The organism is Mycobacterium numidiamassiliense (assembly GCF_900157365.1).
In the GTDB taxonomy this organism is placed as follows: Bacteria; Actinomycetota; Actinomycetes; order Mycobacteriales; family Mycobacteriaceae; genus Mycobacterium; species Mycobacterium numidiamassiliense.
This window is the reverse complement of the sequence record NZ_FUEZ01000004.1, coordinates 2,883,256-2,906,159: the sequence shown is the minus strand read 5'-3', so window position 1 is coordinate 2,906,159 and position 22,904 is coordinate 2,883,256. Positions and strand designations below refer to the sequence as shown.

General features: G+C 68.9%; 19 protein-coding genes, 1 tRNA gene and 1 pseudogene. 2 read left to right on the top strand and 19 right to left on the bottom strand.

Annotation, left to right across the window (positions count from 1 at the left end):
• Positions 1-52 precede the first annotated feature (52 nt).
• Positions 53-138, top strand: a tRNA-Leu gene (locus tag MNAB215_RS22225).
• Between the two features lie 114 nt (positions 139-252).
• A pseudogene (locus tag MNAB215_RS22220) lies at positions 253-915 on the top strand (phosphoribosyltransferase); the annotation flags it as partial.
• 6 nt (positions 916-921) lie between these two features.
• Here MNAB215_RS22220 and MNAB215_RS22215 read toward each other — a convergent pair.
• The 19 genes from MNAB215_RS22215 to mraZ all read right to left on the bottom strand — a co-directional run bounded on the left by MNAB215_RS22215 (position 922) and on the right by mraZ (position 22,586).
• Positions 922-1,239, bottom strand: a complete 318-nt coding sequence (locus tag MNAB215_RS22215; protein ID WP_077080714.1) for an SUR7/PalI family protein — start codon at positions 1,237-1,239, stop codon at positions 922-924.
• 95 nt (positions 1,240-1,334) lie between these two features.
• Entirely contained in the window at positions 1,335-2,135 is an 801-nt protein-coding gene (gene wag31 / locus MNAB215_RS22210; RefSeq protein ID WP_077080713.1) for a DivIVA-like cell division protein Wag31, read from the bottom strand.
• 240 nt (positions 2,136-2,375) lie between these two features.
• On the bottom strand, positions 2,376-2,666 hold the full coding sequence (locus tag MNAB215_RS22205) for a YggT family protein (RefSeq protein ID WP_007170773.1): 291 nt from the start codon (positions 2,664-2,666) through the stop codon (positions 2,376-2,378).
• Positions 2,667-2,819: 153 nt separating this feature from the next.
• Positions 2,820-3,461, bottom strand: coding sequence for a cell division protein SepF (locus MNAB215_RS22200; RefSeq protein ID WP_077080712.1), 642 nt, complete (start codon positions 3,459-3,461; stop codon positions 2,820-2,822).
• A 68-nt stretch (positions 3,462-3,529) separates the two neighbouring features.
• Positions 3,530-4,315 (bottom strand): YggS family pyridoxal phosphate-dependent enzyme, encoded by a 786-nt coding sequence (locus MNAB215_RS22195; protein ID WP_077082232.1) that lies wholly within the window; start codon positions 4,313-4,315, stop codon positions 3,530-3,532.
• A gap of 5 nt (positions 4,316-4,320) precedes the next feature.
• A complete protein-coding gene (pgeF, locus tag MNAB215_RS22190) occupies positions 4,321-5,028 on the bottom strand; it encodes a peptidoglycan editing factor PgeF (RefSeq protein WP_077080711.1) in 708 nt (235 codons plus the stop codon).
• Positions 5,029-5,068: 40 nt separating this feature from the next.
• Positions 5,069-6,223, bottom strand: a complete 1,155-nt coding sequence (gene ftsZ, locus MNAB215_RS22185) for a cell division protein FtsZ (protein ID WP_077082231.1) — start codon at positions 6,221-6,223, stop codon at positions 5,069-5,071.
• Positions 6,224-6,461: 238 nt separating this feature from the next.
• A complete protein-coding gene (locus tag MNAB215_RS22175) occupies positions 6,462-7,418 on the bottom strand; it encodes a cell division protein FtsQ/DivIB (RefSeq protein WP_077080710.1) in 957 nt (318 codons plus the stop codon).
• Positions 7,415-8,884 carry a UDP-N-acetylmuramate--L-alanine ligase gene (murC, locus tag MNAB215_RS22170; RefSeq protein WP_077080709.1) on the bottom strand — a complete coding sequence of 490 codons (1,470 nt, stop codon included), beginning with the start codon at positions 8,882-8,884 and terminating at the stop codon, positions 7,415-7,417. The genes MNAB215_RS22175 and murC overlap by 4 nt, the downstream gene beginning before the upstream one ends.
• Positions 8,881-10,080, bottom strand: a complete 1,200-nt coding sequence (murG, locus tag MNAB215_RS22165) for an undecaprenyldiphospho-muramoylpentapeptide beta-N-acetylglucosaminyltransferase (RefSeq protein ID WP_077080708.1) — start codon at positions 10,078-10,080, stop codon at positions 8,881-8,883. Before murG ends, murC begins: the two co-directional genes overlap by 4 nt.
• A complete protein-coding gene (ftsW, locus tag MNAB215_RS22160) occupies positions 10,077-11,777 on the bottom strand; it encodes a putative lipid II flippase FtsW (RefSeq protein ID WP_077080707.1) in 1,701 nt (566 codons plus the stop codon). Before ftsW ends, murG begins: the two co-directional genes overlap by 4 nt.
• Before the next feature lie 6 nt (positions 11,778-11,783).
• Positions 11,784-13,226, bottom strand: a complete 1,443-nt coding sequence (gene murD, locus MNAB215_RS22155) for a UDP-N-acetylmuramoyl-L-alanine--D-glutamate ligase (RefSeq protein WP_245830466.1) — start codon at positions 13,224-13,226, stop codon at positions 11,784-11,786.
• Between the two features lie 10 nt (positions 13,227-13,236).
• Positions 13,237-14,316, bottom strand: coding sequence for a phospho-N-acetylmuramoyl-pentapeptide-transferase (gene mraY / locus MNAB215_RS22150; protein ID WP_077080706.1), 1,080 nt, complete (start codon positions 14,314-14,316; stop codon positions 13,237-13,239).
• Positions 14,313-15,854: a UDP-N-acetylmuramoyl-tripeptide--D-alanyl-D-alanine ligase gene (locus MNAB215_RS22145; protein WP_077080705.1), complete on the bottom strand. Its 1,542-nt coding sequence runs from the start codon at positions 15,852-15,854 to the stop codon at positions 14,313-14,315. Before MNAB215_RS22145 ends, mraY begins: the two co-directional genes overlap by 4 nt.
• Positions 15,851-17,413: a UDP-N-acetylmuramoyl-L-alanyl-D-glutamate--2,6-diaminopimelate ligase gene (locus MNAB215_RS22140; RefSeq protein ID WP_077082229.1), complete on the bottom strand. Its 1,563-nt coding sequence runs from the start codon at positions 17,411-17,413 to the stop codon at positions 15,851-15,853. The genes MNAB215_RS22145 and MNAB215_RS22140 overlap by 4 nt, the downstream gene beginning before the upstream one ends.
• A gap of 290 nt (positions 17,414-17,703) precedes the next feature.
• Entirely contained in the window at positions 17,704-19,764 is a 2,061-nt protein-coding gene (locus MNAB215_RS22135) for a peptidoglycan D,D-transpeptidase FtsI family protein (RefSeq protein WP_077080704.1), read from the bottom strand.
• Complete coding sequence (ftsL, locus tag MNAB215_RS22130) at positions 19,761-20,975, bottom strand: cell division protein FtsL (RefSeq protein WP_077080703.1); 1,215 nt, start codon at positions 20,973-20,975, stop codon at positions 19,761-19,763. Before ftsL ends, MNAB215_RS22135 begins: the two co-directional genes overlap by 4 nt.
• The gene (gene rsmH / locus MNAB215_RS22125) at positions 20,972-22,180 is read right to left on the bottom strand and encodes a 16S rRNA (cytosine(1402)-N(4))-methyltransferase RsmH (protein ID WP_108637686.1); all 1,209 of its coding nucleotides are present in this window, start codon (positions 22,178-22,180) and stop codon (positions 20,972-20,974) included. The genes ftsL and rsmH overlap by 4 nt, the downstream gene beginning before the upstream one ends.
• The gene (mraZ, locus tag MNAB215_RS22120; RefSeq protein ID WP_077080702.1) at positions 22,155-22,586 is read right to left on the bottom strand and encodes a division/cell wall cluster transcriptional repressor MraZ; all 432 of its coding nucleotides are present in this window, start codon (positions 22,584-22,586) and stop codon (positions 22,155-22,157) included. The genes rsmH and mraZ overlap by 26 nt, the downstream gene beginning before the upstream one ends.
• Positions 22,587-22,904: the final 318 nt, after the last annotated feature.

Here is a 22,904-nt window from a genome sequence, read left to right as displayed (position 1 = left end):
GGGTCCGGGCGGGCCGATCCGATAGCCTTAGCTGCCAACTCTCGTTGGTCTTGTCCGAGTGGCGGAATGGCAGACGCGCTAGCTTGAGGTGCTAGTGCCCTACTAATGGGCGTGGGGGTTCAAGTCCCCCCTCGGACACCGCATACTACTTGTGTTGCCGCACAAGGAAATTCGTTTCGCATCCGCAAGCACTCGCCGTCAGAAGTAGGCTGGACGCACGCCGATGGCCGGGAGTGCAAATCGATGAGTGGTGGCTTTCTCCGGCGGACAGCGACACGGACGTTTCGCGACCGTCACGAGGCCGGCCGCGTGCTGGCCAAGGACCTTGCAACCTATCGCGGGAACGACGGCGTGCTGGTGCTCGGGTTGGCCCGCGGCGGCGTTCCGGTGGCCTGGGAAATCGCTTCGGCGCTGAGCGCCGAGATGGACGTGTTTCTGGTGCGCAAGCTGGGTGTGCCGCGCTGGTCGGAGCTCGCGATGGGCGCGCTGGCCAGCGGCGGGGGCGTGGTGATGAACGACAACGTGGTGTCGCACCTGCACATCACCGACGAGCAGGTGCGCGAGGTAATCGACAGCGAGACAGCCGAGCTGATACGGCGTGAGCAGGCGTACCGAGGCGGGCGACCGGCCGCCGACCCGACGGGCAGGATCGTGATCGTCGTCGACGACGGCATCGCGACGGGCGCCAGCATGCTGGCGGCGGTACGGGCCATTCGGGCCGGTGGACCTCGGTCGATCGTGGTCGCCGTGCCGGTGGGGCCGCGGTCGACCTGCGAAGAGCTAGCGCAGGTGGCCGACGACGTGGTGTGCACGACCATGCCGCCCGACTTTGAGGCGGTCGGACAGGTCTACGGCGATTTCCACCAGGTCAGCGACGATGAGGTGCGAAAACTGCTCGCGACGCCGACGACATGACGCCGCCTACTTGACGGAGTCCTCGCCGCGGCCCTCGGCCGAAACCGCCGACTCCGCGGTCGACGCGGCGGCGGACTGCTCCGTCTCGGCCGGAGCTTCCTCCGGGTAGTCGACGGCGGCGTCCTCGTCCCCGGTGGCGTCGACCTTCTGGTCGACGCCCGCGTCATGTCGCTGACGTTCCCGCAACGCGTCGATGATGAGCAACACCACACCCAGCACGCTGGCGCCGATGCACACCCAGGCCACCAGTTCGTTGCTGGTGACGACCGCGAAAACCAACGCGACAAGCCCGATCAGGGCTAATACCAGGGCAATGATCAGCATCGGTCATCCTCCAGCCGGAGTGCGGGACTGCCATCTAGTGCAGCGTTCGGGTGCCGTCCTCGAAATTTGCCGAGCGTCCGGCACCACAACCGAGGTTAGTTGGCGCCCCGATTGAATTGGTCGAACCCCCCAGCATCCGCGCTGGAGTCCACCGGTGCCGCCGATCCGCGCTGGCCGAGCTCCTCGAGCTGAGATTCCAGGTAGGTCTTGAGCCGGGTGCGGTATTCGCGCTCGAACGTACGGAGTTGTTCGAGGCGACCTTCCAGCACCGTGCGCTGCTGGTTGATGGTGCCCATGATCTCGGAATGCTTGCGCTCCGCGTCGGCCTGCAGGGCGTCGGCCTTCTCCTGGGCCTGGCGCAGCTGGGTCTCCGAACGGGTCTGCGCGTCGGCCAGCATCGCGTCGGCGCGCTGGCGGGCCTCGGTGACCGTGGTGTCGGCGGTGTGCCGGGCCTCGCTGAGGATCTGGTCGGCGTTGGCGCGGGCATCGCTGAGCAGCTTGTCCGACTCGGCCTGGGCGGTGCTGGTGAGCCGGTCGGCGGTGTCTTGCGCCAGGCTCAGCACGCGGGCGGCCTTGAGGGCCTGCTCCTCGTTGGTGCCCGTCGGGGCAGCGACCGGGGCGGCCTTGACCGGCTCCGGCTCGGGCTCGGGCTGGAAGACGGGAGCCACCGGGACGGGCTGGGCGCTGGTGGCAGCGGCGGCGCCGCCACCGGCGGCCACCTCGCGGTCAAGCTCCTCGATCCGCTGGCGCAGATCGGAGTTCTCTTCGATGAGCCGCGTCAGCTCGTTCTCGACCAGATCGAGGAATGCGTCGACCTCATCTTCGTTGTAACCGCGCTTGCCAATCGGCGGCTTACTGAACGCCACATTGTGGACGTCGGCTGGTGTAAGCGGCATTGTTCGTCCCCTCAAGTTCCTGTCAAACGTTCTGGAAAGTGTAGAACGGAGTAGCGGCGGTTGTGCAACTGCCGTCCATCCTGTCACACCAGACTCGGCGGTCGCCGATTAGGCCAATAAATAAGAATCAATTTCAAACACTAAGAGCAATAAAATCCCAATCCTTAGAAATTAGAAATCGCACGCATCAAACCGAAGCCAAACCGTGGCCAAACCGTCTCCGGTGCCGTGCAACGTCGGTCACGCCGCGGCGCCAAACGCGAGCTGCATCCCGATGAACGCGACCAACAGCAGCACCATGATGGACAGATCGAACCGGACCGCCCCGATGGTGAGCTGCGGGATGAGGCGCCGCAGCAGCTTCACCGGCGGATCGGTGATCGACATGATGATTTCCAGGATCACGACGGTGATCCCGGTGGGATGCCAGTCACGGCTGAACGAGCGAATGAACTCGACGACGACCCGAGCGATGAGCAGCAGCCAGAAGATGAACAGCGCAAACCCAAGGATCTGAAAGAACAGCACCAACGAGAGCCCCGACCTTACGATGAGATGTCAGACGCCACGCACTGGCGTGGCAGTCGCCAGCGTACCGACTCGCCGGGCGAGCAGACATCTCACCTGCGGTTCACGTCACGATGGCGGGGCTGCCGCCCTGCGACTCAGCGGGGCAAATCTCGCCTATTGGTAGGCGTAGAAGCCGGTTTCGGCGATCCGGCGACGCTCCTCCGGGCTCACGTCGACATCGGCGGGCGACAACAGGAACACCTTGGTCGCGACCTTGTCGAAGGAGCCACGCAACGCGAAGGCCAGGCCGGCCGCGAAGTCGACCAGCCGTTTGGCGTCGGCGTTATCCATCGAGACCAGGTCCATGATGACCGGGGTTCCGTCGCGGAACCGCTCGCCGATGGTGCGCGCCTCGCTGTAGTCCTTGGGCCGCAGCGTGGTGATCTTCGACAGCGGGTGACCTTCTTCGAACATCATGGCCATCCGGCGCGGATCCATCGCCAGCGCTCCGCGGGTGGAACCGCGCAGCCACGAGCCAAGCCGCGGCCGGCCCATGTCGGGACGGTCGAACTCGCGGGGCGGGACGGGACCGTACCGCGGCTCGTCGGCGTAACCGCCGCGGTAGCCCCCAGGTGCGTAGTCCGCCGGGGCGCTGCGCGGCTCGTCGTAGTCGCGTCCCTCGTAGCGGCCGTACTCATCGTCGAACCGGGCGCGCGGGAAACCGCGGGAGGGAGCGCGGTCGTCGTAGTACTCGTCCTCGTAGTCGTCCATTGGGGCCATACCGAAATAGGCCTTGACCTTGTGCAGTGTGCTCATCTGGTGTGACCCCTTCTAGCCCCTGGGATTATTGATGTCTGTGATGAAGGTGTGACTACAGTGACTACTCACGGTGACGGTAGCCGCCGCGGACCCAATAGCGCGGTACCGACACGCACACACGTCGAACCATGTTTTACGGCCGATTCGAAGTCGTTCGACATGCCCGCGGACAAACCGATGGCCTGCGGATGCGCTTCGAGCACCCGCCGATGCTCCGATTGCAGCCGCTCGAACGCCCGATCGGGATCCCAGTCCAGCGGCGGCACGGCCATCAGCCCCACCAGCTCCAGGCTTTCCGACTCCTCGACCTGCGCGCATACCTCGTCGACGGTCTCCGGCGCCGTCACGTCCACGCCGCCGCGGGACACATCGCCGTCGAGGCTGACCTGGACGTAGACGCGCAACGGGTGGTCCCGCTGCCCCTCGGCCAGCGCCGCCGCCACCCCCCGATCGAGGGCATTGACCAGTTGTGGGCTGTCGATGGAGTGCGCGGTGTGCGCCCAGCGGGCCACCGATCGGGCTTTGTTGCGCTGAATCCGGCCCACCATGTGCCAGTGCAGTTCCCGCGAATCCGTCCGCCCGGAAGCGGCAGAAGCCGCTAGCAACGGGGTGAGTTCGGCCACCTTTGCCGACGCTTCTTGTTCCCGGGATTCGCCGACTGATCGACAACCCAATCGATACAAAATCGCAACATCGGTTACCGGAAAGAATTTGGTAATAGGGAGCAGTTCAATTTCGCCGACATTGCGACCCGCTCGTTCCGCGGCCACCGCTAGTCGTGAACGAACAGCCGCCAGCGCGTGGGTCAATTCCGATTCGCGGTTTTCGGAAGCCGGCATGTCCCCCACCATCGCGGTCACTCCATCCAGATCAGCGACGCCAGCCGCCCAGTGGGCGCGCCGCGCCGATGACTGAAAAGCGCCGCGTCAGCCACCGTGCAGCGCGGATCGATATCGATCGATGTGATGCCCAAATCCTTTAGCTGAAAAGCGATTCCGGCCCTGAGGTCGAGACCGGGAGTTCCGGCCGCCGTGGTGGTGCGACTACCCGGCAGCGCCGCCTCGACCTCGTCGGCCATCGCCGCGGGCACCTCGTAATTGCGGCCGCTGACCGCCGGTCCGAGCAGCACCGAGATGTCACCGACCTGCGCGCCGAGCTTGAGCATCGCCTCGACCGTGCGCGCCACCACTCCTCGCTGCGCCCCGACCCGGCCGGCGTGCACCGCCGCGGCCACCCCGGCGCGTGCGTCGGCCAGCAACACCGGCACGCAGTCGGCGGTCACCACCGCCAACGCCAGCCGCGGTGTGCTGGTGACCAAGGCATCGGTGCCGTCGATCACGGCGCCCGGTGCCTCGTCGACCACCGCGACCCGATCTCCGTGAACCTGGTTCATCCACACCACCCGGTCGGCGCCCAGCCCGATGGCGGTGCCCAGCCGGGTGCGGTTCGACGCCACCGCCGCGGGGTCATCACCGACATGGTCGCCCAGGTTGAAGCTGTCGAAGGGCGGCTTCGAGACGCCGCCCGCGCGGGTGGTGGTCACGCGCCGGATGCGAACGCTCACCCGACCAGTATCCCGGCGCGATCCGGGCGCGGCGCTGAGGTCAGCGGCGCATGAAGGGCGGCACATCGACGTCGTCGTCATCGCCGCCGATGCTCAGCGTCGCGCCGTTGGTGTGCACCGGCACGCTGACGGCGTCGACTGGCTCGAACAACGTCGAGGTCAGCTTGCCGGCCTTGGCCGACTCGATGCGGTGCGCGCCGCCGGTCTTCTCGCCGGGAGTGCCGCTGATGACGGGCTTGCGGCCAGCGCCTGCGGCGTCGAAGCCCGCGGCGATGACGGTGACGCGCACCTCGTCGCCCAGCGAGTCGTCGATGACGGTTCCGAAGATGATGTTGGCGTCTTGGTGGGCCGCGTCCTGCACCAGCGACGCGGCCTCGTTGATCTCGAATAGGCCCAGGTCGCTGCCGCCGGCAATCGACATCAGCACGCCGTGGGCGCCCTCCATCGAGGCTTCCAGCAGCGGTGAGTTGATGGCAATCTCGGCCGCCTTGAGGGAACGACCTTCACCACGGGCGGAGCCGATGCCCATCAGCGCGGTGCCCGCACCGGACATGATGCCCTTGACGTCGGCAAAGTCGACGTTGATCAGCCCAGGGGTGGTGATCAAGTCGGTGATGCCCTGCACGCCGTTGAGCAGCACCTCGTCGGCGCTGCGGAAGGCGTCCATCAGCGATACCGCGGCGTCGCCCATCTGCAGCAGTCGGTCGTTCGGGATCACGATCAGGGTGTCGCAGCTTTCCCGCAACGACGAGATGCCGACCTCGGCCTGGTTGCCGCGCCGCTTGCCCTCGAACGAGAACGGCCGCGTCACCACGCCGACGGTCAGCGCCCCCAGCTTGCGGGCGATGCTGGCGACGACGGGCGCGCCGCCGGTGCCGGTCCCGCCGCCCTCGCCCGCGGTGACGAACACCATGTCCGCCCCACGCAGCAGCTCCTCGATCTCGTCCTTGGCGTCCTCGGCGGCCTTGCGCCCGACCTCCGGGTCGGCGCCGGCGCCCAGCCCGCGGGTGGAGTCGCGCCCGACGTCGAGCTTGACGTCGGCATCGCTCATCAACAACGCCTGCGCGTCGGTGTTGATCGCGATGAACTCCACGCCCTTGAGGCCTTGTTCGATCATCCGGTTGACGGCGTTGACGCCGCCGCCGCCGATACCCACGACCTTGATAACGGCCAGGTAGTTATGCGGGGGGGTCATCATTCGTCTTCCTCCCTGGTGGCTTTGTTCTCCCCGGTGGGGTTCCTCGCGTACAGTTACGGTTCCCTGGCAAACTCTCAACCTCAACCATAGAGTTAGAGTTATGTCAAGTAGTTCCGTGCAACACGAACGGTATGGGTACGACCCGCACTAACCCCGCAGGCGCGCCGACGCGCGTCGTGCAAATTTTCGGCGTGGCATTGCGCGGCCCTGGGTGGCCGAGCGCTACTCGGTAGCGCTACTTGACGGTCGGCAGGTCGGGACTCGACACGTCGTAGGTCTTCCCGGGTTGGGTCAACAGCGCGGCGAGCTTCTCGGCCTTTTCGTCGGTGCGGTCGGTGGTCCCCCAGATGACCACTCGGCCGTCGCCGAGGGTGAGCGTGATCGACGCCACCGAGGGGGCGGCGATCCGGCCCACCTGGCTGGCGACCTCGGGGCGCAGCGCGAGCAGCACCTGTAGCGCGGCTTTGGTCGCCGGGTCGGTGGGCCCGGGATCGGCGACATCGATGTAGGGCAGCGCCGGCGGCGGCGGGCCGGTCGCGAAATCGACGCCGTCACGGTCGAACAGGTGCGGACCATCCGGAAAGTCCTTGACCGCCACGGGAACTCGCTCGACGACGGTGATCCGCAGCGCCGAAGGGTACTGACGCTGCACCCGGGCGCTGGCGACCCGGCGGATCGCTGCCACCCGGTCGGCGACCTGGTTGGTGTTGATCTGCAGCAGGGGCGTCCCGATCCGCACCTGCGCGGCGTCCAGGACCTCTTCGCGGGTCACCGCCCCGATTCCGGTGATGACGATGTTGCGCGCCGACATCGCGGGCGTGAAATACAGGATCAGCGCAAGCCCGATCCCGACGATGACCAGCAACACCGTCGCGAGCAGCATCTTCAACCCTCGAACGACGCCTCGCGCAACGGGTTTGGGCTCGTTGGCCATGCGCCCGTTGGCCCGGCGTTTGGCGTCACGGCGGGCTTCCTCGATCGCGGTGGCGCGGGCCTGCGCGGCGCGGCGCTCCTCGCGTTCCCGGCGGGCGCGGCGCCGCGGACCCTCGAATTCGGTCTGGTCGTCGGCGGTTTCACCGGTTTGCGGCGCGGCGCCCTCGACCAGGATCGGTTCGGTGATGGCGTTATCGGTCGATTCGGCGGCGGAGCCGGCGACCACGTCGGTGGGTGTGGCGTCGTTGGGCTCGGTCATTGCAAGACCCCGGGCCTTCCGGGAGCGCTGCGATTGGCCCGCACGCGCAGCGCGGTCACAATCTCAGGACCCAGCAAGGTCACGTCGCCGGCACCCATCGTGACGATGATGTCGCCCGGGCCCGCAGCGGCGGCCACCTGTTCTGCAGCAGCCGAGAAGTCCGGCAGGTAGCGTGCCGGCACGCTGACGTGCTCGGCCACGCTGGCCCCGCTGATGCCGGCGAGCGGTTGTTCGCGGGCGCCGTACACGCCCAGGACGAACACCTCGTCGGCGGCGTCCAGAGCGTGGCCGAATTCGGCGGCGAAAGCCTTTGTCCGCGAATATAAATGGGGCTGGAACACCACCAGCGCGCGACCGTCGCCGCTTTGATCCAGCAGCGTGCGGACGGCCGCCAGTGTCGCGCCGATCTCGGTCGGATGGTGTGCGTAGTCGTCGAACACACGCACCGAGGCCTTGCCCGCACCCGAGGTGCCGACCAGCTCAAAGCGGCGTCGCACTCCTTCGAATCCGGCCAGCCCGTCCAAGACCTCGTCGGCGGGGGCGCCGACCTCGACCGCGGCCAGCAGCGCGCCCAGTGCGTTGAGCGCCATATGCCGCCCGGGCACCGACAGCCGCATCACCCGCGCCGGCTCGCCGACCAACTGGATGTGCGCGACGGCTTCGGTGCCGCGTTGTTCCCAGGACAGCAATGTGCCGGCCAGATCACGGCCTTGCCCAGATCCGTAGCGCAGCACCCGAATTCCCAGTTCGGCGGACCGCTCCGCCAACCCGGCCGCGCCCGGATCGTCGGTGCACACCACCAGCGCGCCGCCCGGGGCAAGGCGTTCCACGAACGAGTCGAACACCGCGACGTAGGCGTCGGCACTGCCGTAGAAGTCCAGATGATCGGTCTCGATATTGGTGACCACCGCGACGTTGGGGGTGTACTCCAGTAGCGAGCCGTCGCTTTCGTCGGCTTCGGCGACGAAGAAGTCCCCGCTGCCGTGATGGGCGTTGGTGCCGGCCTCGCCGAGTTCCCCGCCGACCGCGAAGGACGGGTCACGCCCGCAGTGCTGCAGCGCGACGATCAGCATCGACGTCGTCGTCGTCTTGCCGTGGGTGCCGGTGACCATCAGCGTGGTCCGCCCGTGCATCAGCTTGGCCAGCACGGCCGGACGCAGCACCACCGGGATGCCGCGGCGCCGGGCCTCGACGAGCTCGGGATTGGTCTTCGGGATCGCGGCGTGGGTGGTGATGACGGCGGTGACGCCGCCCGGCAGCAGATCCAGGGACGAGGCGTCGTGTCCGATGCGGATCACGGCACCCCGGGCCCGCAGCGCGTGCACACCGCGCGATTCCTTGGCGTCGGATCCGGACACCATTCCGCCGCGGTCCAGCAGGATGCGGGCGATGCCCGACATCCCGGCTCCCCCGATGCCGACCATGTGGACCCGCCGCAGCTCGGGCGGCAGCTGATCGGCGCTCACCGTCGTCCCCTGGCTGCCTGCCCCCTATCGCGGGCTCGTCGCGCGATGTCCAGCGCCGCCTCCGCGACTTGGAGCGCCGCGTCCCGATGCCCCACCAGCGCGGCGGCCGATGTCATCGCCGCCAGCCGCGGCGGATCGGTGAGCAGGCCGGCGACCTCGCGGGCGACCAGGTCCGGCGTCAGTTCAGCGTCAGCGACCAACATGCCGCCGCCGGCGTGGACCACCGGCAGCGCGTTGAGCCGCTGCTCGCCGTTGCCGATCGGCAGCGGCACATAGATCGCCGGCAGGCCGACGGCGGACACCTCTGCCACCGTCATCGCGCCGGACCGACAGATCGCCAGGTCTGCGGCGGAGTAGGCCAGGTCCATCCGGTCCAGGTAGGGCACCGCTACGTACGGCGGATCGCCGGGATCGGGGGTGCGCAGCTCGAGGGTGTTCTTGGGTCCGTGAGCATGCAGGACGGCCACGCCGGCGGCGGCCAGGTCGGCGGCGGCGGCGGACACCGCCCGGTTGAGCGAGACCGCGCCCTGCGACCCGCCGAACACCAGCAGCACCCGCGCGTCGTCGGCGAAGCCGAAGTGCCTGCGCGCTTCTGCCCGCACTGCGGCGCGGTCGAGCGAGGTGATCGCCGCGCGCACCGGCACCCCGACCACTTCGGCGCGCCGAAGGCCGGAACCCGGTACCGCGGAAAGGATCCGGTCGGCGGTGCGGGCGCCGACCCGGTTGGCGATCCCGGCACGGGCGTTGGCTTCGTGGATCAGCACGGGGACACGCCGCCGCACCCCGGGGATGCCGCGGGCGGCCAGGTAGGCCGGCAGCGCCACATATCCCCCGAATCCGATCACCACATCGGCATGGACGACGTCGAGCACCGCGCGGGTCTCCCGGACGGCGCGCCATACCCGCGGTGGCAGCCGGGCCAGGTCACCGGTGGGTTTACGCGGCAGCGGGACCGGCGTGATCAGCTCGAGGTGGTAGCCGCGCTCGGGCACCAGCCGCATCTCCAGCCCGCGTGCCGTGCCCAGCGCGGTGATGCGGACGTCGGGATCAAGGGCGCTCAGGGCGTCGGCGACGGCCATCGCGGGCTCGACATGGCCCGCGGTACCGCCGCCGGCCAGCACGACCGACAATGCGGCACCGGCGGGCGAGGGACTTGCCCCCTGCCCGCCGGTCGGCTGCCTGATGGTGTTGTTCACCCGTAACGCTGACCTTCCAATGCGCGAGTGCGCCGTGGTTGACGCTGACCGGCCGCTTGGCTGACGCGGCGTTGGCCAGATCCATGATGCCTTGAACGGGGGTCCGAGCGGGCAGCTGTTCGGGGTATAGCCGGCCGCATGGGCGGATCGGGGTTGCGGGCGGGCTTGCGCGCGGGCGCCTCGGACGCCTTGCGGGCGGCGCCTTGGGCCGGCGACCTGGTCGGCTGCGCGCGGGTGCGCTTGCGATCGCGAAACGCCTCGAGACGGGTCGGCACATACGGCTCGGGCAGCGACAGCCGCAGCAGCCGGTTCACCTTGTCATCGCCCCCGGCCCGTAGCGCGGCCACGGCCTCCGGCTCGTGCCGGGCCGCGTTCGCCATCAGCCCGATCATGAAAAGTGTTGCCGCCGTTGATGTTCCACCCGCCGAGATGAGTGGCAGCTGCAGGCCGGTCACCGGGAGCACGCCGATCACGTAGCCGATGTTGATGAACGCCTGGCCCAGCACCCACATCGTCGTGGTGGCGGTCAGTAACCGCAGGAACGGGTCGGCGGAGCGACGCGCGATCCGCATGCCGGTGTAGGCGAACAAGCCGAACAGCGCCAACAGCCCAAACGCGCCGATGAAGCCGAGTTCCTCGCCGATGATGGCGAAGATGAAGTCGTTGTGCGCGTTGGGCAGATAGTTCCACTTCGCGGTGCCCTGGCCCAGGCCGTCGCCGAAGATGCCGCCGTGGGCCAGCGCATACTTCGCCTGCCGCGCCTGATAGCCGGTGTCCTGGGGGTCGTTGTCGGGGTCCAGCCAGGACCGCACCCGGTCGGACCGGTAGCCCGCGGACATCGCCAGGACCGCGCCGGCCATGAACACCGCCGCCAGCGAGGTGCCGAAGACGCGCAGCGGCAGCCCGGCGTACCACAGCAGGGCCAGCAGGATGATGCCCAGCGACACCGTCTGCCCGAGGTCGGGCTGCGCCACGATCAGCGCCAGCGCGATGACCGCGGCCGGTACCAGCGGGACCAGCATCTCCCGCAGCGAGGCCCGCTCCATGCGCCGGGCCGCCAGCAGATGCGCACCCCAGATGGCGAACGCGATTTTCGCCAGCTCGGAGGGCTGCATCGAGAAGCCCGCGACCACGAACCACTTCCGCGAGCCGTTGGCCAGGTGGCCGATCCCGGGAACGAGCACCAGCACCAGCAAAATGATGGTGACGACATAGCCGGTGAAGGCGACCCGCCGCAGGAACCGTACGGACATCCGCATCGCGACGTAGGCCGCGATGAGCCCGATGACCGTCCACAGCACCTGCTTGCCGAAGATCACCCACGCCGAGCCGTCGGCGCCGTAGGACCGCACCCCCGACGCCGACAGCACCATGATCAGGCCGAGCGTCGTCAGCAACGAGGTGACGGCGATGATCAGGTGGAACGAGGTCATGGGCCGGCCCAGCCAGGCGCCAAACCGGGCCCGTGTCCCGCCCTGGCTGTTGACCTGCGCCTTTGTCGGCTCTTTTGCCCGCCCCGCGGTCTGCTTCGAGTCCTCGGCCCCGGTATCACTCGCGGTTTCGATCGCGTCCGTCGCGGCGTCGGCGTCGGTGTTGAGGGCTGACTCCGGCGCCGCGGCCGACGAGTCCTGGTCGGCCTGCGGCGTCTCGTTCGTTGCTTTGCCCCGGCGCAGTCGCCGGGTCAGCGGGTTACCCACACCCGCCTACCGAAGCGCCGCGTGAACGGCGGCGGCGAAGGCGTCGCCGCGATCCGCATAGCCCTCGAACTGGTCGAACGATGCGCCCGCGGGAGCCAGCAACACCGTGTCGCCCGCTTTGGCCAGGTTCCGCGCCGCGGCGACCGCGGCTGTCATGACACGAGTGCCGAGTTTCTCACCAGAATCATCCGTCACATCTGCATCAGGAATCACAGCAGTCGCATTCATACCAGCATCCTCGCCTGTCACAACCTGGACGACGGGGACATCCGGCGCGTGTCGCGATAACGCCTCTGCAACCTCTTGGCGGTCCTGGCCGATGAGCACCGCGCCGACCAGCCGCGATGCGACTCTGGCGACCTCGGCGTCCACCGATGCGCCCTTCAGCAAACCGCCGGCCACCCACACCACCCGGGGGTAGGCCATGATCGACGCCTCGGCGGCGTGCGGGTTGGTGGCCTTGGAGTCGTCGACGTATCTGATCCCGTCGGCGACGAGCACCACCTCGGCCCGGTGCCGCCCCAGCCGAAACGAGGCGATCGCCTCCGCGATCGCCGCCGCGGGCACATCCACGCTGCGGGCCAGCGCCGCGGCGGCCAGGGCGTCGAGCACGCCGACGGGCCCCGGCACCGGTATCGACGCGACCGACAACAGCGCCAGGTCGTCGGCGAACGCCCGATCCACCAGCCGCCCGTCGCGCACCCCGAGTTCACCGGCGGCCGGTTCACCGAGCCGGAAACCGGCCCGCACCGGTGCTGCCGCGGTGTCCAGCAGCGCGGCAGCCCGGCTGTCGTCCAGCCCGACCACCGCGACCCGCCCGTCCAGCACCCGGGCCTTCGCCGCGGTGTACTCGGCCATCGTCGAATGCCAATCCAGATGGTCCTCGGCGATGTTGAGCACCGCGCCGGCCTCGGGCCGCAGCGACGGCGCCCAGTACAGCTGGAAGCTGGACAGCTCGACGGCCAGCACGTCGGCGGGCTGCTCGAGGACGTCCAGCACGGGGTCGCCGATGTTGCCGCACAGCACGCTGCGCAGGCCGCCTGCGGTCAACATGTCGTGCAGCATCGACGTCGTCGTGGTCTTGCCGTTGGTTCCGGTCACCACCAGCCAGCGGCGCGGCGGCCCATAGTGCCCCGCGGAGTCCAGCCGCCAGGCCAACTCGACGTCGCCCCAGATGGGGATTCCCGCCGCGGCGGCCGCGGCCAGCACCGGCGTCGACGGCTGGAATCCGGGACTGGTGACCACCAGCGCGTACTCGGCGATCCCGGCGATCGCGGCGGTGGCGTCGACAGTCGTGACGCCGCTCTCCGCATACGGGCGCAGCATGGCCGGGTCGTCGTCAAACAGGGTTACCGCTGCTCCAAATCGCTTGAGCGCGAACAGGATTGACCGCCCCGTCACCCGCGCGCCGGCCACCAGCACGGGCGCACCCGGCGCCAGGGGCTCCAGCCCGGTCACGTCAGGCGCCGATCGCGGCTAGCCACTCACCGTAGAAGAGGGCAACGCCCAGACCGCAGGTGATGGCGGTGAGCAGCCAGAACCGGATGATCACCGTGGTTTCGGCCCAGCCGCTCAGCTCGAAGTGGTGGTGAAACGGCGCCATCCGGAACACCCGGCGCCCGGTCGTGCGGAAGGCCAGGATCTGCAGCACCACCGAGCCGGCCTCGGCGACGAACAGCGAACCCAGCACCACCGCAAGGATTTCGGTGCGGCTGGTGATCGACAAACCCGCGACGATGCCGCCCAGGGCAAGGGATCCGGTGTCCCCCATGAAGATCTTGGCCGGCGCGGCGTTCCACCATAAAAAGCCGATGCACGCTCCGGCGGTCGCGGCGGCGATCAGCGCCAGGTCCAGCGGGTCGCGCACGTTGTAGCAACCCAGGCCCGGCGCGGTGACGCAGGCGTTGCGGTATTGCCAGAAGGTCACCAGCACGTAGGCGCCGGTGACCATCGCCATGCTGCCCGCGGCCAGCCCGTCCAGGCCGTCGGTGAAGTTGACCGCGTTGGACCAGGAGGTGACGATGGCCACGCAGAACAGCACGAACAGCGCGGGAGTCAGTGTGACGGTGGCAATTTCACGCACGTAGGACAGATCCGGGCTGGCCGGTGTCAGGCCGTTGGCGTTGTGGAACTGCAAAACCAGCACGCCGAACAGCACCGCGGCGGTGATCTGCCCGACCGTCTTGGCCGTCTTGTTCAGTCCCAGGTTGCGCGAGCGGCGCAGTTTGATCAGGTCGTCGAGGAAGCCCACGCCACCCAGCACGGTCGCCAGGCCCAGCACGAGCAGGCCCGAGGCGGAAATTCCTTCGCCGTCGAACGCCAGCCCGGCCAGGTGGGTGCCCAGGTAACCGGCCCAGATACCCGCCAAAATCGCCACGCCGCCCATCGACGGCGTGCCGCGTTTGGTGTGGTGGCTGGGCGGACCGTCCTCACGGATCTGATGGCCGAAGCCCTGCTTGGTGAACAGCCGGATCAGCGCGGGGGTCAGCAGGATCGACACGGTCAGCGCGATGGCGACGGCGACGAGGATCTGTCTCACGGGCGAGCCTCGGCGTCCGCGGTCAGCGCTTCTGCCAGGGCTCCGAGCCCGGCCGAGTTCGATGCCTTGACCAACACCACATCGCCGGGTTGCACTTCGGCCCGCAACAAAGCCAGGGCGGCGTCGCTGTCGGGCACGTTGACGGCCCCGCGATCAGCCGCTGGATCGGTTTCAGAGCCCCACGAGCCCTCCATGACCGCTCCGTGGTGCATGGCGCTCATCGACCTCCCCATTCCCACGACAACGAGTCGAGACACATCTAAGCGCACCGCCAACCGGCCGATGCGATCGTGCTCGGTAATCGCGTCCTCGCCCAGCTCGGCCATTTCGCCGAGCACCGCCCAGCTGCGCCGCGGCTGGGCGTCGTGTTGCTGCGCGCCGTGGGCGATCCAGGCCAACGCCTGCAGCCCGGCCCGCATCGAGTCCGGGTTGGCGTTGTAGGCGTCGTCGATCACCGTGACACCGTCGGCGCGGGTGATCACCTGCATCCGGTGCCGCGACACCGGGCCGGCGCCGGCGAGCGCGTCGGCGACCTGCTCGACGCGGGCACCGCATTGCAGCGCCACCGCACCCGCACACAACGCGTTCGTGACCTGATGATCGCCGTACACCCCGAGTTGAACCTCCGCTTGGGTGCCTTGTGCATGCAACGTAAAACGCGGCCTGGCCAATTCGTCCAGCGACACGCCTTCGGCCCACACGTCGCTGGGACCCGAGTCGGTGATCGATTCCCGGCTGACCCGGATCACCCGGGCCTCGGTGAGCTGGGCCATCGCGGCCACCGTCGGGTCGTCGGCGTTGAGGACAACCGCGCCCGATGCTGAGACCGATTGCGGCAGTTCGGCTTTCGTTTGCGCGATGGCTTCGCGCGAACCGAACTCGCCCAGGTGCGCGGTACCGACGTTGAGCACCACTCCGATGGCCGGCGGGGCGATCTGGGCCAGCGCGGCGATATTGCCGGGGTGGCGCGCCGACATCTCGAGAATCAGGTAGTCGGTGCGCCGCGTAGCGCGCAACACGGTCCAGGGATGGCCCAGCTCGTTGTTGAACGATCCCGGCGGGGCCACCACCTCGCCCAGCGGGGCCAGGACCGCGGCCACCAGGTCTTTGGTGGACGTCTTTCCCGACGAGCCGGTGATTCCGATGATGATCAGGCCCTCGGCCACCAGTTCGGCGGCGACGGCGGCGGCCAGCTTGGCCAGTGCCGCCAGCACCGCCGCGCCCGAGCCGTCGGTGTCGTGCTCGAGCACACCGGCCCGGAGGTCGTCGGCCGCGCGCGGGGCCACCACGATCGCGGGGACGCCGACCGGACGGGCGGCCAACACCGCCACCGCGCCGGCCGCGACGGCCGAGGCCGCGTGGTCGTGGCCGTCGGATCGTGCGCCGGGCAGGGCCAGAAACAGTCCGCCGGGGCCGATGGCGCGGGAGTCGAATTCGACGGTGCCCGTGACGTGCAATTCCGCGGCGGCCTCCGGCGAGATGTCGGCCAGGGTTCCGCCGACGATCTGGGCGATCTGGGCCACGGTCAGGTCGATCATCGCTGTGCCTTCAAGGCCTCTAACGCCTGGGCGAGCTCCACCCGGTCGTCGAATGGGCGCACCTCGCTGCCGCTGCGTTGCCCGGTTTCGTGGCCCTTGCCCGCGATGACGACGACGTCGCCGGGGCCGGCCCAGCCGACGGCGTGCCGGATCGCCTCGCGCCGGTCGCCGAGCTCGACGACCTGGGCTTTGCCTCTGGCGGCCCCCGCCACGATCTCGCGCCGGATCGCCGCGGGATCCTCGCTGCGCGGGTTGTCGTCGGTAACGACGACGAGATCGGCCAGCTCGGCGGCCACTTCGCCCATCGGCACCCGCTTGCCCGGGTCGCGGTCGCCACCGGCGCCGAACACAACGGCCAGCCGACCGCCCGGCCGCTTCAGGGTGGTCAGCACCGCCCGCAACGCACCCGGCTTGTGGGCGTAGTCGACCAGGGCAAGGAAATCCTGGCCGCAGTCGATTTCTTCCAGCCGCCCGGGGACACGGGTTGTCAGCATTCCCGGCGCAGCCTGCTCGACGGAAACCCCGACCAAATCTATAATCGCCAGTGCGACAAGGCAATTGGCGATGTTGTAGCGGCCCGGCAGCCGGATGCCGACCCGGCTCGCAGCCCCGTCGGGCCCGACGGCAGTAAACTGCTGGCCCCCGGCGCCCTCCAGCGCGATGTCGATGGCTCGCCAATGCGCGGGCTGGCCTTCGGCGCTGACGGTGATTGCGTCACCGGCCCGGGCGGCCATCGCGCGCCCGGCATCGTCGTCGACGCACACCACGACGCGTCGCGCGCGCAGCGGCGAGGCCGGATCGAACAGCAGCGCCTTGGCATCGAAGTAGTCGGCCATGGTCGGGTGGAAGTCCAGGTGATCACGGGACAGGTTGGTAAAGCCGCCGACCGCGAACCCGGTGCCGTCCACCCGCCCCAACGTCAGGGCGTGGCTGGATACCTCCATCACCACCGTGTCGACCCCGCGGTCGGCCATCGCCGCCAGCATGGCCTGCAGCGCGGGGGCCTCCGGAGTGGTCAGGGCGCTGGGGATGTCGGCGCCGTCGATGCGGATGCCGATGGTGCCGATCAGCCCGGCCACCCGTCCCGCGGCGCGGAGACCGGACTCCATCAGGTACGTCGTCGTGGTCTTGCCGGACGTTCCGGTGATGCCCAGGACCGCCAGCCGGCTGGACGGGTCGCCGTACACCGTCGCGGCCAGGCCGCCGAGCACGCGACGTGGATCCGGATGCACCAGCGTGGGCACCGCGCTGGCCTGAGCAGCCATTTCGGTGACCCCTGCGGCATCGGTGAGCACCGCGACGGCGCCGCGTTCGATCGCATCGCCGGCGTACCGGGCGCCGTGTGTGGTCGCGCCGGGCAGGGCGGCGAACAGGTCGCCGGGCGCCACGTCCTGGGCGCGCAGCGTCACGCCGGTGATCGGCACGTCCGGGACGGGGGCATCGCGGTCGGCCAGCACCGCGCCGACCTGCGCCGCCAGCGCAGGCAACCGCACCCCCGCGCCGGCGGTGGGCCGCAACTCGGTGGGCACCGGCACTCCTGTCACACCTCCGTTAGCCATGATCAGCCATGACACCCTACCTAGGCAGGCCAACGCCCGCGGTCCTCCCGCCCTACCGGGCGCCCGCCGGTCGGGTGTGCGGTGACGGCTTCGCGGGTGCGGTGGTGGCGCGACTCCGGCCCCGATCCCGCCCTGAGCGCACACCCGAATCCGTCAGCGCACTGTCGATGCCCTCATGGGGTCCACCCGGCGACGAACATGCCCTCGGGAGCCGCCCGCAACACCGGGTCGATCAGCAGCGCGTAGGTGTGCGGGCGCACGCCGCCGATCATGGCCGGGAGAGCCGAGTTTCAGGTGGCCTGCAGGGTCAGCGGCGGACCCGGGTCCGGCGACAGCGGGACGTTCTCACGCTGCATCAGCCAGCCGGCGATGTTATGGAACAGCGGGGCCGCCGAGTGTCCGGGGGTGCCGTCGGCGTTGCGCTCCGGGTTGTCCATCATGATGCCGATCACGTAGCGCGGATTGTCGACCGTGGCCATCCCGGCGAAGGTTATCCAGTAGACGTTGTCGAAGTAGCAGCCGCAGCCGGGGTTGATCTGCTGGGCAGTACCGGTCTTGCCGGCCATCTGATAACCCGGCACCGCCGCAGACGGGCCGGTGCCCTGCTGGTAGCCCATCGGATCGCGTTGCACGACGGCGCGCAGCATGCCGCGCACGGTCTGCGCGGTCTGGGGGGAAACCACGCGGACGCCCTCGGGGCGGGGTTCCTCGGTCCGGGTGCCGTCGGCGGCGATGGTGGCCTTGATGATCCGCGGCGGGATTCGCAGGCCGTCGTTGGCGATGGTCTGGTACATGTCCGTCATCTGCAGCAAGGTCATCGAAAGACCCTGGCCGATAGGCAAGTTCGAGAAGGTGCTGCCCGACCATTGGTCAATGGGCGGGACCAGCCCGGCGCTCTCGCCCGGCAGCCCGACGTTGGTGCGCTGACCCAGCCCGAACTTGCGGACCATATCGTAAAACCGTTCTGGGCCAACGCGTTGCGCCAGCATCAGCGTGCCGACGTTGGACGACTTCCCGAAGACGCCCGTGGTCGTGTACGGCATCACACCGTGGTCCCAGGCGTCGTGGATGCTGACGCCGCCCATCTGGATGGAGCCGGGGACCTGCAGCACCTCGTCGGGGTTGGACAGGCCGTATTCGATGACCGACGAGGCGGTGATGATCTTGTTCACCGAACCCGGCTCGTAGGGCGACGACACCGGCAGATTGCCCAGCTGCTTGTCGCCCTGACGCCCGATGTCCTGGGACGGGTCGAAGGTGTTGTCGTTGGCCATGGCCAGCACCTCACCGGTCTTGGCGTCCAGGACGACGGCCGAAACATTGTGCGCCCCAGACACGTTCCTGGCCTGCTGCACCTGCTGCTGCACGTAGAACTGGATGTCGTCGTCGAGGGTGAGCTGGACGGTTGAGCCGTTGACCGCCTTGTGCCGGTTGCGATAGCTGCCGGGGATGACCACGCCGTCCGAACCCCGGTCGTAGGTCACCGAGCCATCGGCGCCCGCGAGGACGGAATCCAGGCTGTCCTCGAGCCCCAGCAGCCCATGCCCGTCCCAGTCGATGCCCCCGACGATGTTGGCGGCCAGCGATCCCCCGGGGTACTGGCGCAGATCCTGTCGCTCAGAACCCACTTCGGGATACTTGTCCGAAATCGCGCTGGCGACAGCGGGATCGACGGCGCGGGCCAGGTAGACGAAGTTGTCGCTGGTTTGCAGCTTCTTCAGTACGGTCGCGAAATCGGGCTTGTTGTTGAGCCGGGCCGAAACCTCCTTTGCGATGTCCTGCAGCCGAGCCTGCGGATCGGGGGCAGCCGGGTTCTTGCGCTTGGCCTCCTCCAATTGCTCGCGAATCTTCTTGGGCTGGAACGTCAAAGCGCGTGACTCGATGGTGAAGGCAAGTTGTTCGTTGTTACGGTCGACGATGCTGCCGCGGACGGCCTTTTGAATGTCGGTGACCTTGAGCTGCCCCGCGGCCTGTGCCCGCAGCGCTGGAGCATCGGTCACCTGGAGCATGAACAGCTGCGCGCCCACCACCAGCATCAGCACCAGGATGACCGCGTAGCCGGCCCGATGCCGGAACGCGAATGACCCTCCGCGGCCGCCCATTTCCATGACCTGGCGGGTACGCCGCTCCGTTGCCGAGTGACCAGTACCGCCCTCGGATCGTGCTGCCCCCTGAGACTGACTGGCTTCCTTTGCTTTCCGGAATCTCTTCGGTTCCCGGATATCCTTCGGGCTCACGGCTGTCTCCGTCCGGGTTCGCTTCGACTGCCGGGTCGGCTTGGCAACCGGCGACTTGCCGGGACCATGTGTCGGTTGCGACCGGCGCGTCCGCCGGGATTCGCCGCGGCTCACCGGCGAGCGCCCGGCGTCACAGCGACGGGCGGGACGGACGGCTGGCCGTTATTCGGCGCGAACCCCGGCACGGCGGGCGGCAGCACCCAGGCCCCGGGTATCAGCGGGCCGCCAACGACGGGCGCCGGCGGCGCCACTCCCCGTTGCACCGGAACCGGCACCTCCGGGGGTAACTGTGCGGGCACCTGCCCCGGCACTGGAACGGGCAATCCACCAATCGGAATCGGCACTTCGGCGGGCGCGGCAACGACCGCCGGATCCGCCGGCGCCGGTAGCCCCGGCAACGGCAGCGGCTGCACACCCGGAGGTTGGCCGAAGGCCGGTCCGCCGGGCATGCCCGGCAGCGGCGGAGCCGCCGGTGGCAGGTGCTGACCGCCGACGGTCGTCGACCCGTCCGGCGCGCGCAGCAGCGCCTCGGGCCCAGACCTGCCCGGCACCAGCGGAGCACCGGGAGCGGGCTGCATGCGAACCGGGACCTCCGGCGCAATCGCCGCCGGTGGCGGTGGGGGTAGCGGAACCGCGTCAGGAATCTTGGCGTTCAGCGGCGGCGGCGGGACACCGTCTGCCGGCTTGGGCGTCCCGACCACCACCCAGTTGCCGGTCGGGTCCTGGACCAGGTGGGCGGTGTCGCGGGTGGGGATCATGCCCTGCTTGCGGGCCGCCTCGGCCAGGGCCGGCGCGGCCTCGGCCTCGCGCACCTCGCGTTCCAGCGACTCCTTTTGCTGTTGCAGCATCCGGTTCTTCTCGCGGGCGTGACTCAACCGGTAGGAGCGCTCGGCAGAGTCGGTGGACAACCACAAGGTGAGGCCCAGCCCGAGACCGAGCGCACCGATGACCAGCACGACGAAGGGAACCTTGCTCATCAGCGTACGCGGCCGCAGGTCGATGGACGCCAGCCGGGCCGCCAAGCGCTCGGTCAGCTTGGGCCGAATAGTCCTGGGCGCCTTGGCTTTCCGCGCTTTGGCGCGCGCCCGCGCCTGCCGGGTACTCTTGGCGCGGCCCGACCGTTCGACCGGCCGGGCGTTGGGGCTGGTCTGCGGACCGGAATTGTGCACCCGCGCTTCGCGACTGGAGGTCGACGCCTTTTTGGGCCGGCTGCCACGCGAGGCCGTCTCGGCCGCGGTACGCCTGCTCGTGCGGGCGGAACCGTCGCGTCCACGCCGGCGATCACTGCCGCCTGCGCGTTTCGGCGCCTCGCGCTTGGATTTCATGCGTCGCCCTTCCCGGTTGCCTGGCGCTGCGGTTCCACGTCGTGTTCCACCCGTTGCACGGCTCGCAATCGCACCGCGTTGCTGCGCGGATTGCGTTCGACCTCGGCCGCGTCCGCGCGTTCGGCCCCGCGCGTCAACGACCGGAACCGCGGTCCGCGACCAGGCAATTCGACCGGCAGGTCAACCGGCGTCCGCGACGCGACCGCGTCGGCGAACACCCGCTTGACGATCCGGTCTTCCAGCGATTGGTAGGCCATCACCGCCACGCGCCCCGCGACCCTGACCGCATCCAGCGCGGCCGGCAGGGCGCCGCGCAGCGAATCCAGCTCGTCGTTGACCGCGATGCGCAGCGCCTGAAAGGTCCGCTTGGCCGGATGCCCGCCGGTGCGCCGGGCCGGAGCCGGAATCGCTTGGTAGAGCAGCTCTACGAGCTCGGACGTCGAGGTGAACGGAGCGCGGGCACGCTGGCGGACGATATGCGACGCAATACGACGGGCGAAGCGCTCCTCGCCGTAGCGGTGCAGGATCTGCGCCAATGCTGCCTCGTCGTAGGTGTTGACGATGTCGGCGGCGGTCAGCGGTGATTCCGGGTCCATCCGCATATCCAGCGGCGCATCCTGGGCGTAGGCGAAGCCCCGTTCGGCACGGTCCAGCTGCATGGACGACACGCCGAGGTCGAACAGCACTGCGTCGACGGATTCGCTTGCTGCATAGCCTGATTCGACCAGCGCATCCTCGATGCCGTCATACCTGGTGTGCACCAGCGTGACCCGGTCGCCGAATGGCGCCAGCCGGTCCCGGGCGATGTCCAGGGCGCTGGGGTCGCGATCGAGCCCGATCAGCCGCAGGCCGGGCAATTCGGTCAAGAACCGTTCTGCATGTCCGCCCGCACCCAGGGTGGCGTCGACCAGGACGGCCTCTGATCCGTCCGGGTGGAGGCGAGTCAGCGCCGGGGTAAGCAACTCGACGCAGCGCTGCAGCAGCACAGGGATATGACCGAAATCATCTGGATTCCCTGCCACTGCCACACCTTCCCACGTCTGAGGGAACGCCATCGCACTCCATTCGGCCCGAAGTGCCGCCCCTGCACCGAGGTCTCTGTCCGAAGAGACGAACCTGGCGTTGGGGAAGTACGCCAGGGTCGGTTCGGGCAGAGGCCACGATGCACGGGCACGCGCCTCAGATAATGTCGCCGAGTGCTTCATCGCTGGCCGCGGAGAAGTTCTCTTCGTGGGTCTGCTGGTAGTCGTTCCAGGCCTGCGCATCCCAGATCTCGAGGTAGTCGACCGCCCCGATCACCACACAGTCCTTCGAGAGGTTCGCGTAACGGCGGTGGTCGGCGGACAGGGTGATGCGGCCCTGCGCGTCGGGATGCTGTTCGTCGGTACCGGCGGCGAGATTGCGCAGAAACGCTCTCGCTTCCGGATTGCTGCGTGAGGTCTTGCTCGCCCGGCGGGCCAGCTGCTCGAATTCCGTTCGCGGGTAGACAGCGAGGCTGTGGTCTTGGCTCTTGGTGACCATCAACCCCCCTGCCAGCGCGTCGCGGAACTTGGCGGGCAACGTGAGCCGCCCCTTGTCGTCGAGTTTGGGCGTGTAGGTGCCGAGAAACACCAGCTCACCTCCTACCGAGACCGGCTCTCGTCTCGCCCAAACACTTCAGCCACCATACCCCACAACCCCCCACTTTTCCCCATAAATCGAGTGTCGTCGCCGTGTTTCGCGGGCCATTTCCCACACCTGGCCGCATCGGGGCCACCCGGGGGCACCGCGGCATCCGCGGGCCACGATGAGAAACCGCATCTCAAAGGGCAGAAGTTGCCCAGTGGGGCGAAGTGGGGCATCTCGGTGGGGCCAAGTGGGGCTCAATCCGAGCTCGATTGGGGCTCAAATCGGTCTCGCGCACAAAACTCGCGCACAAAAAAGGGGCAG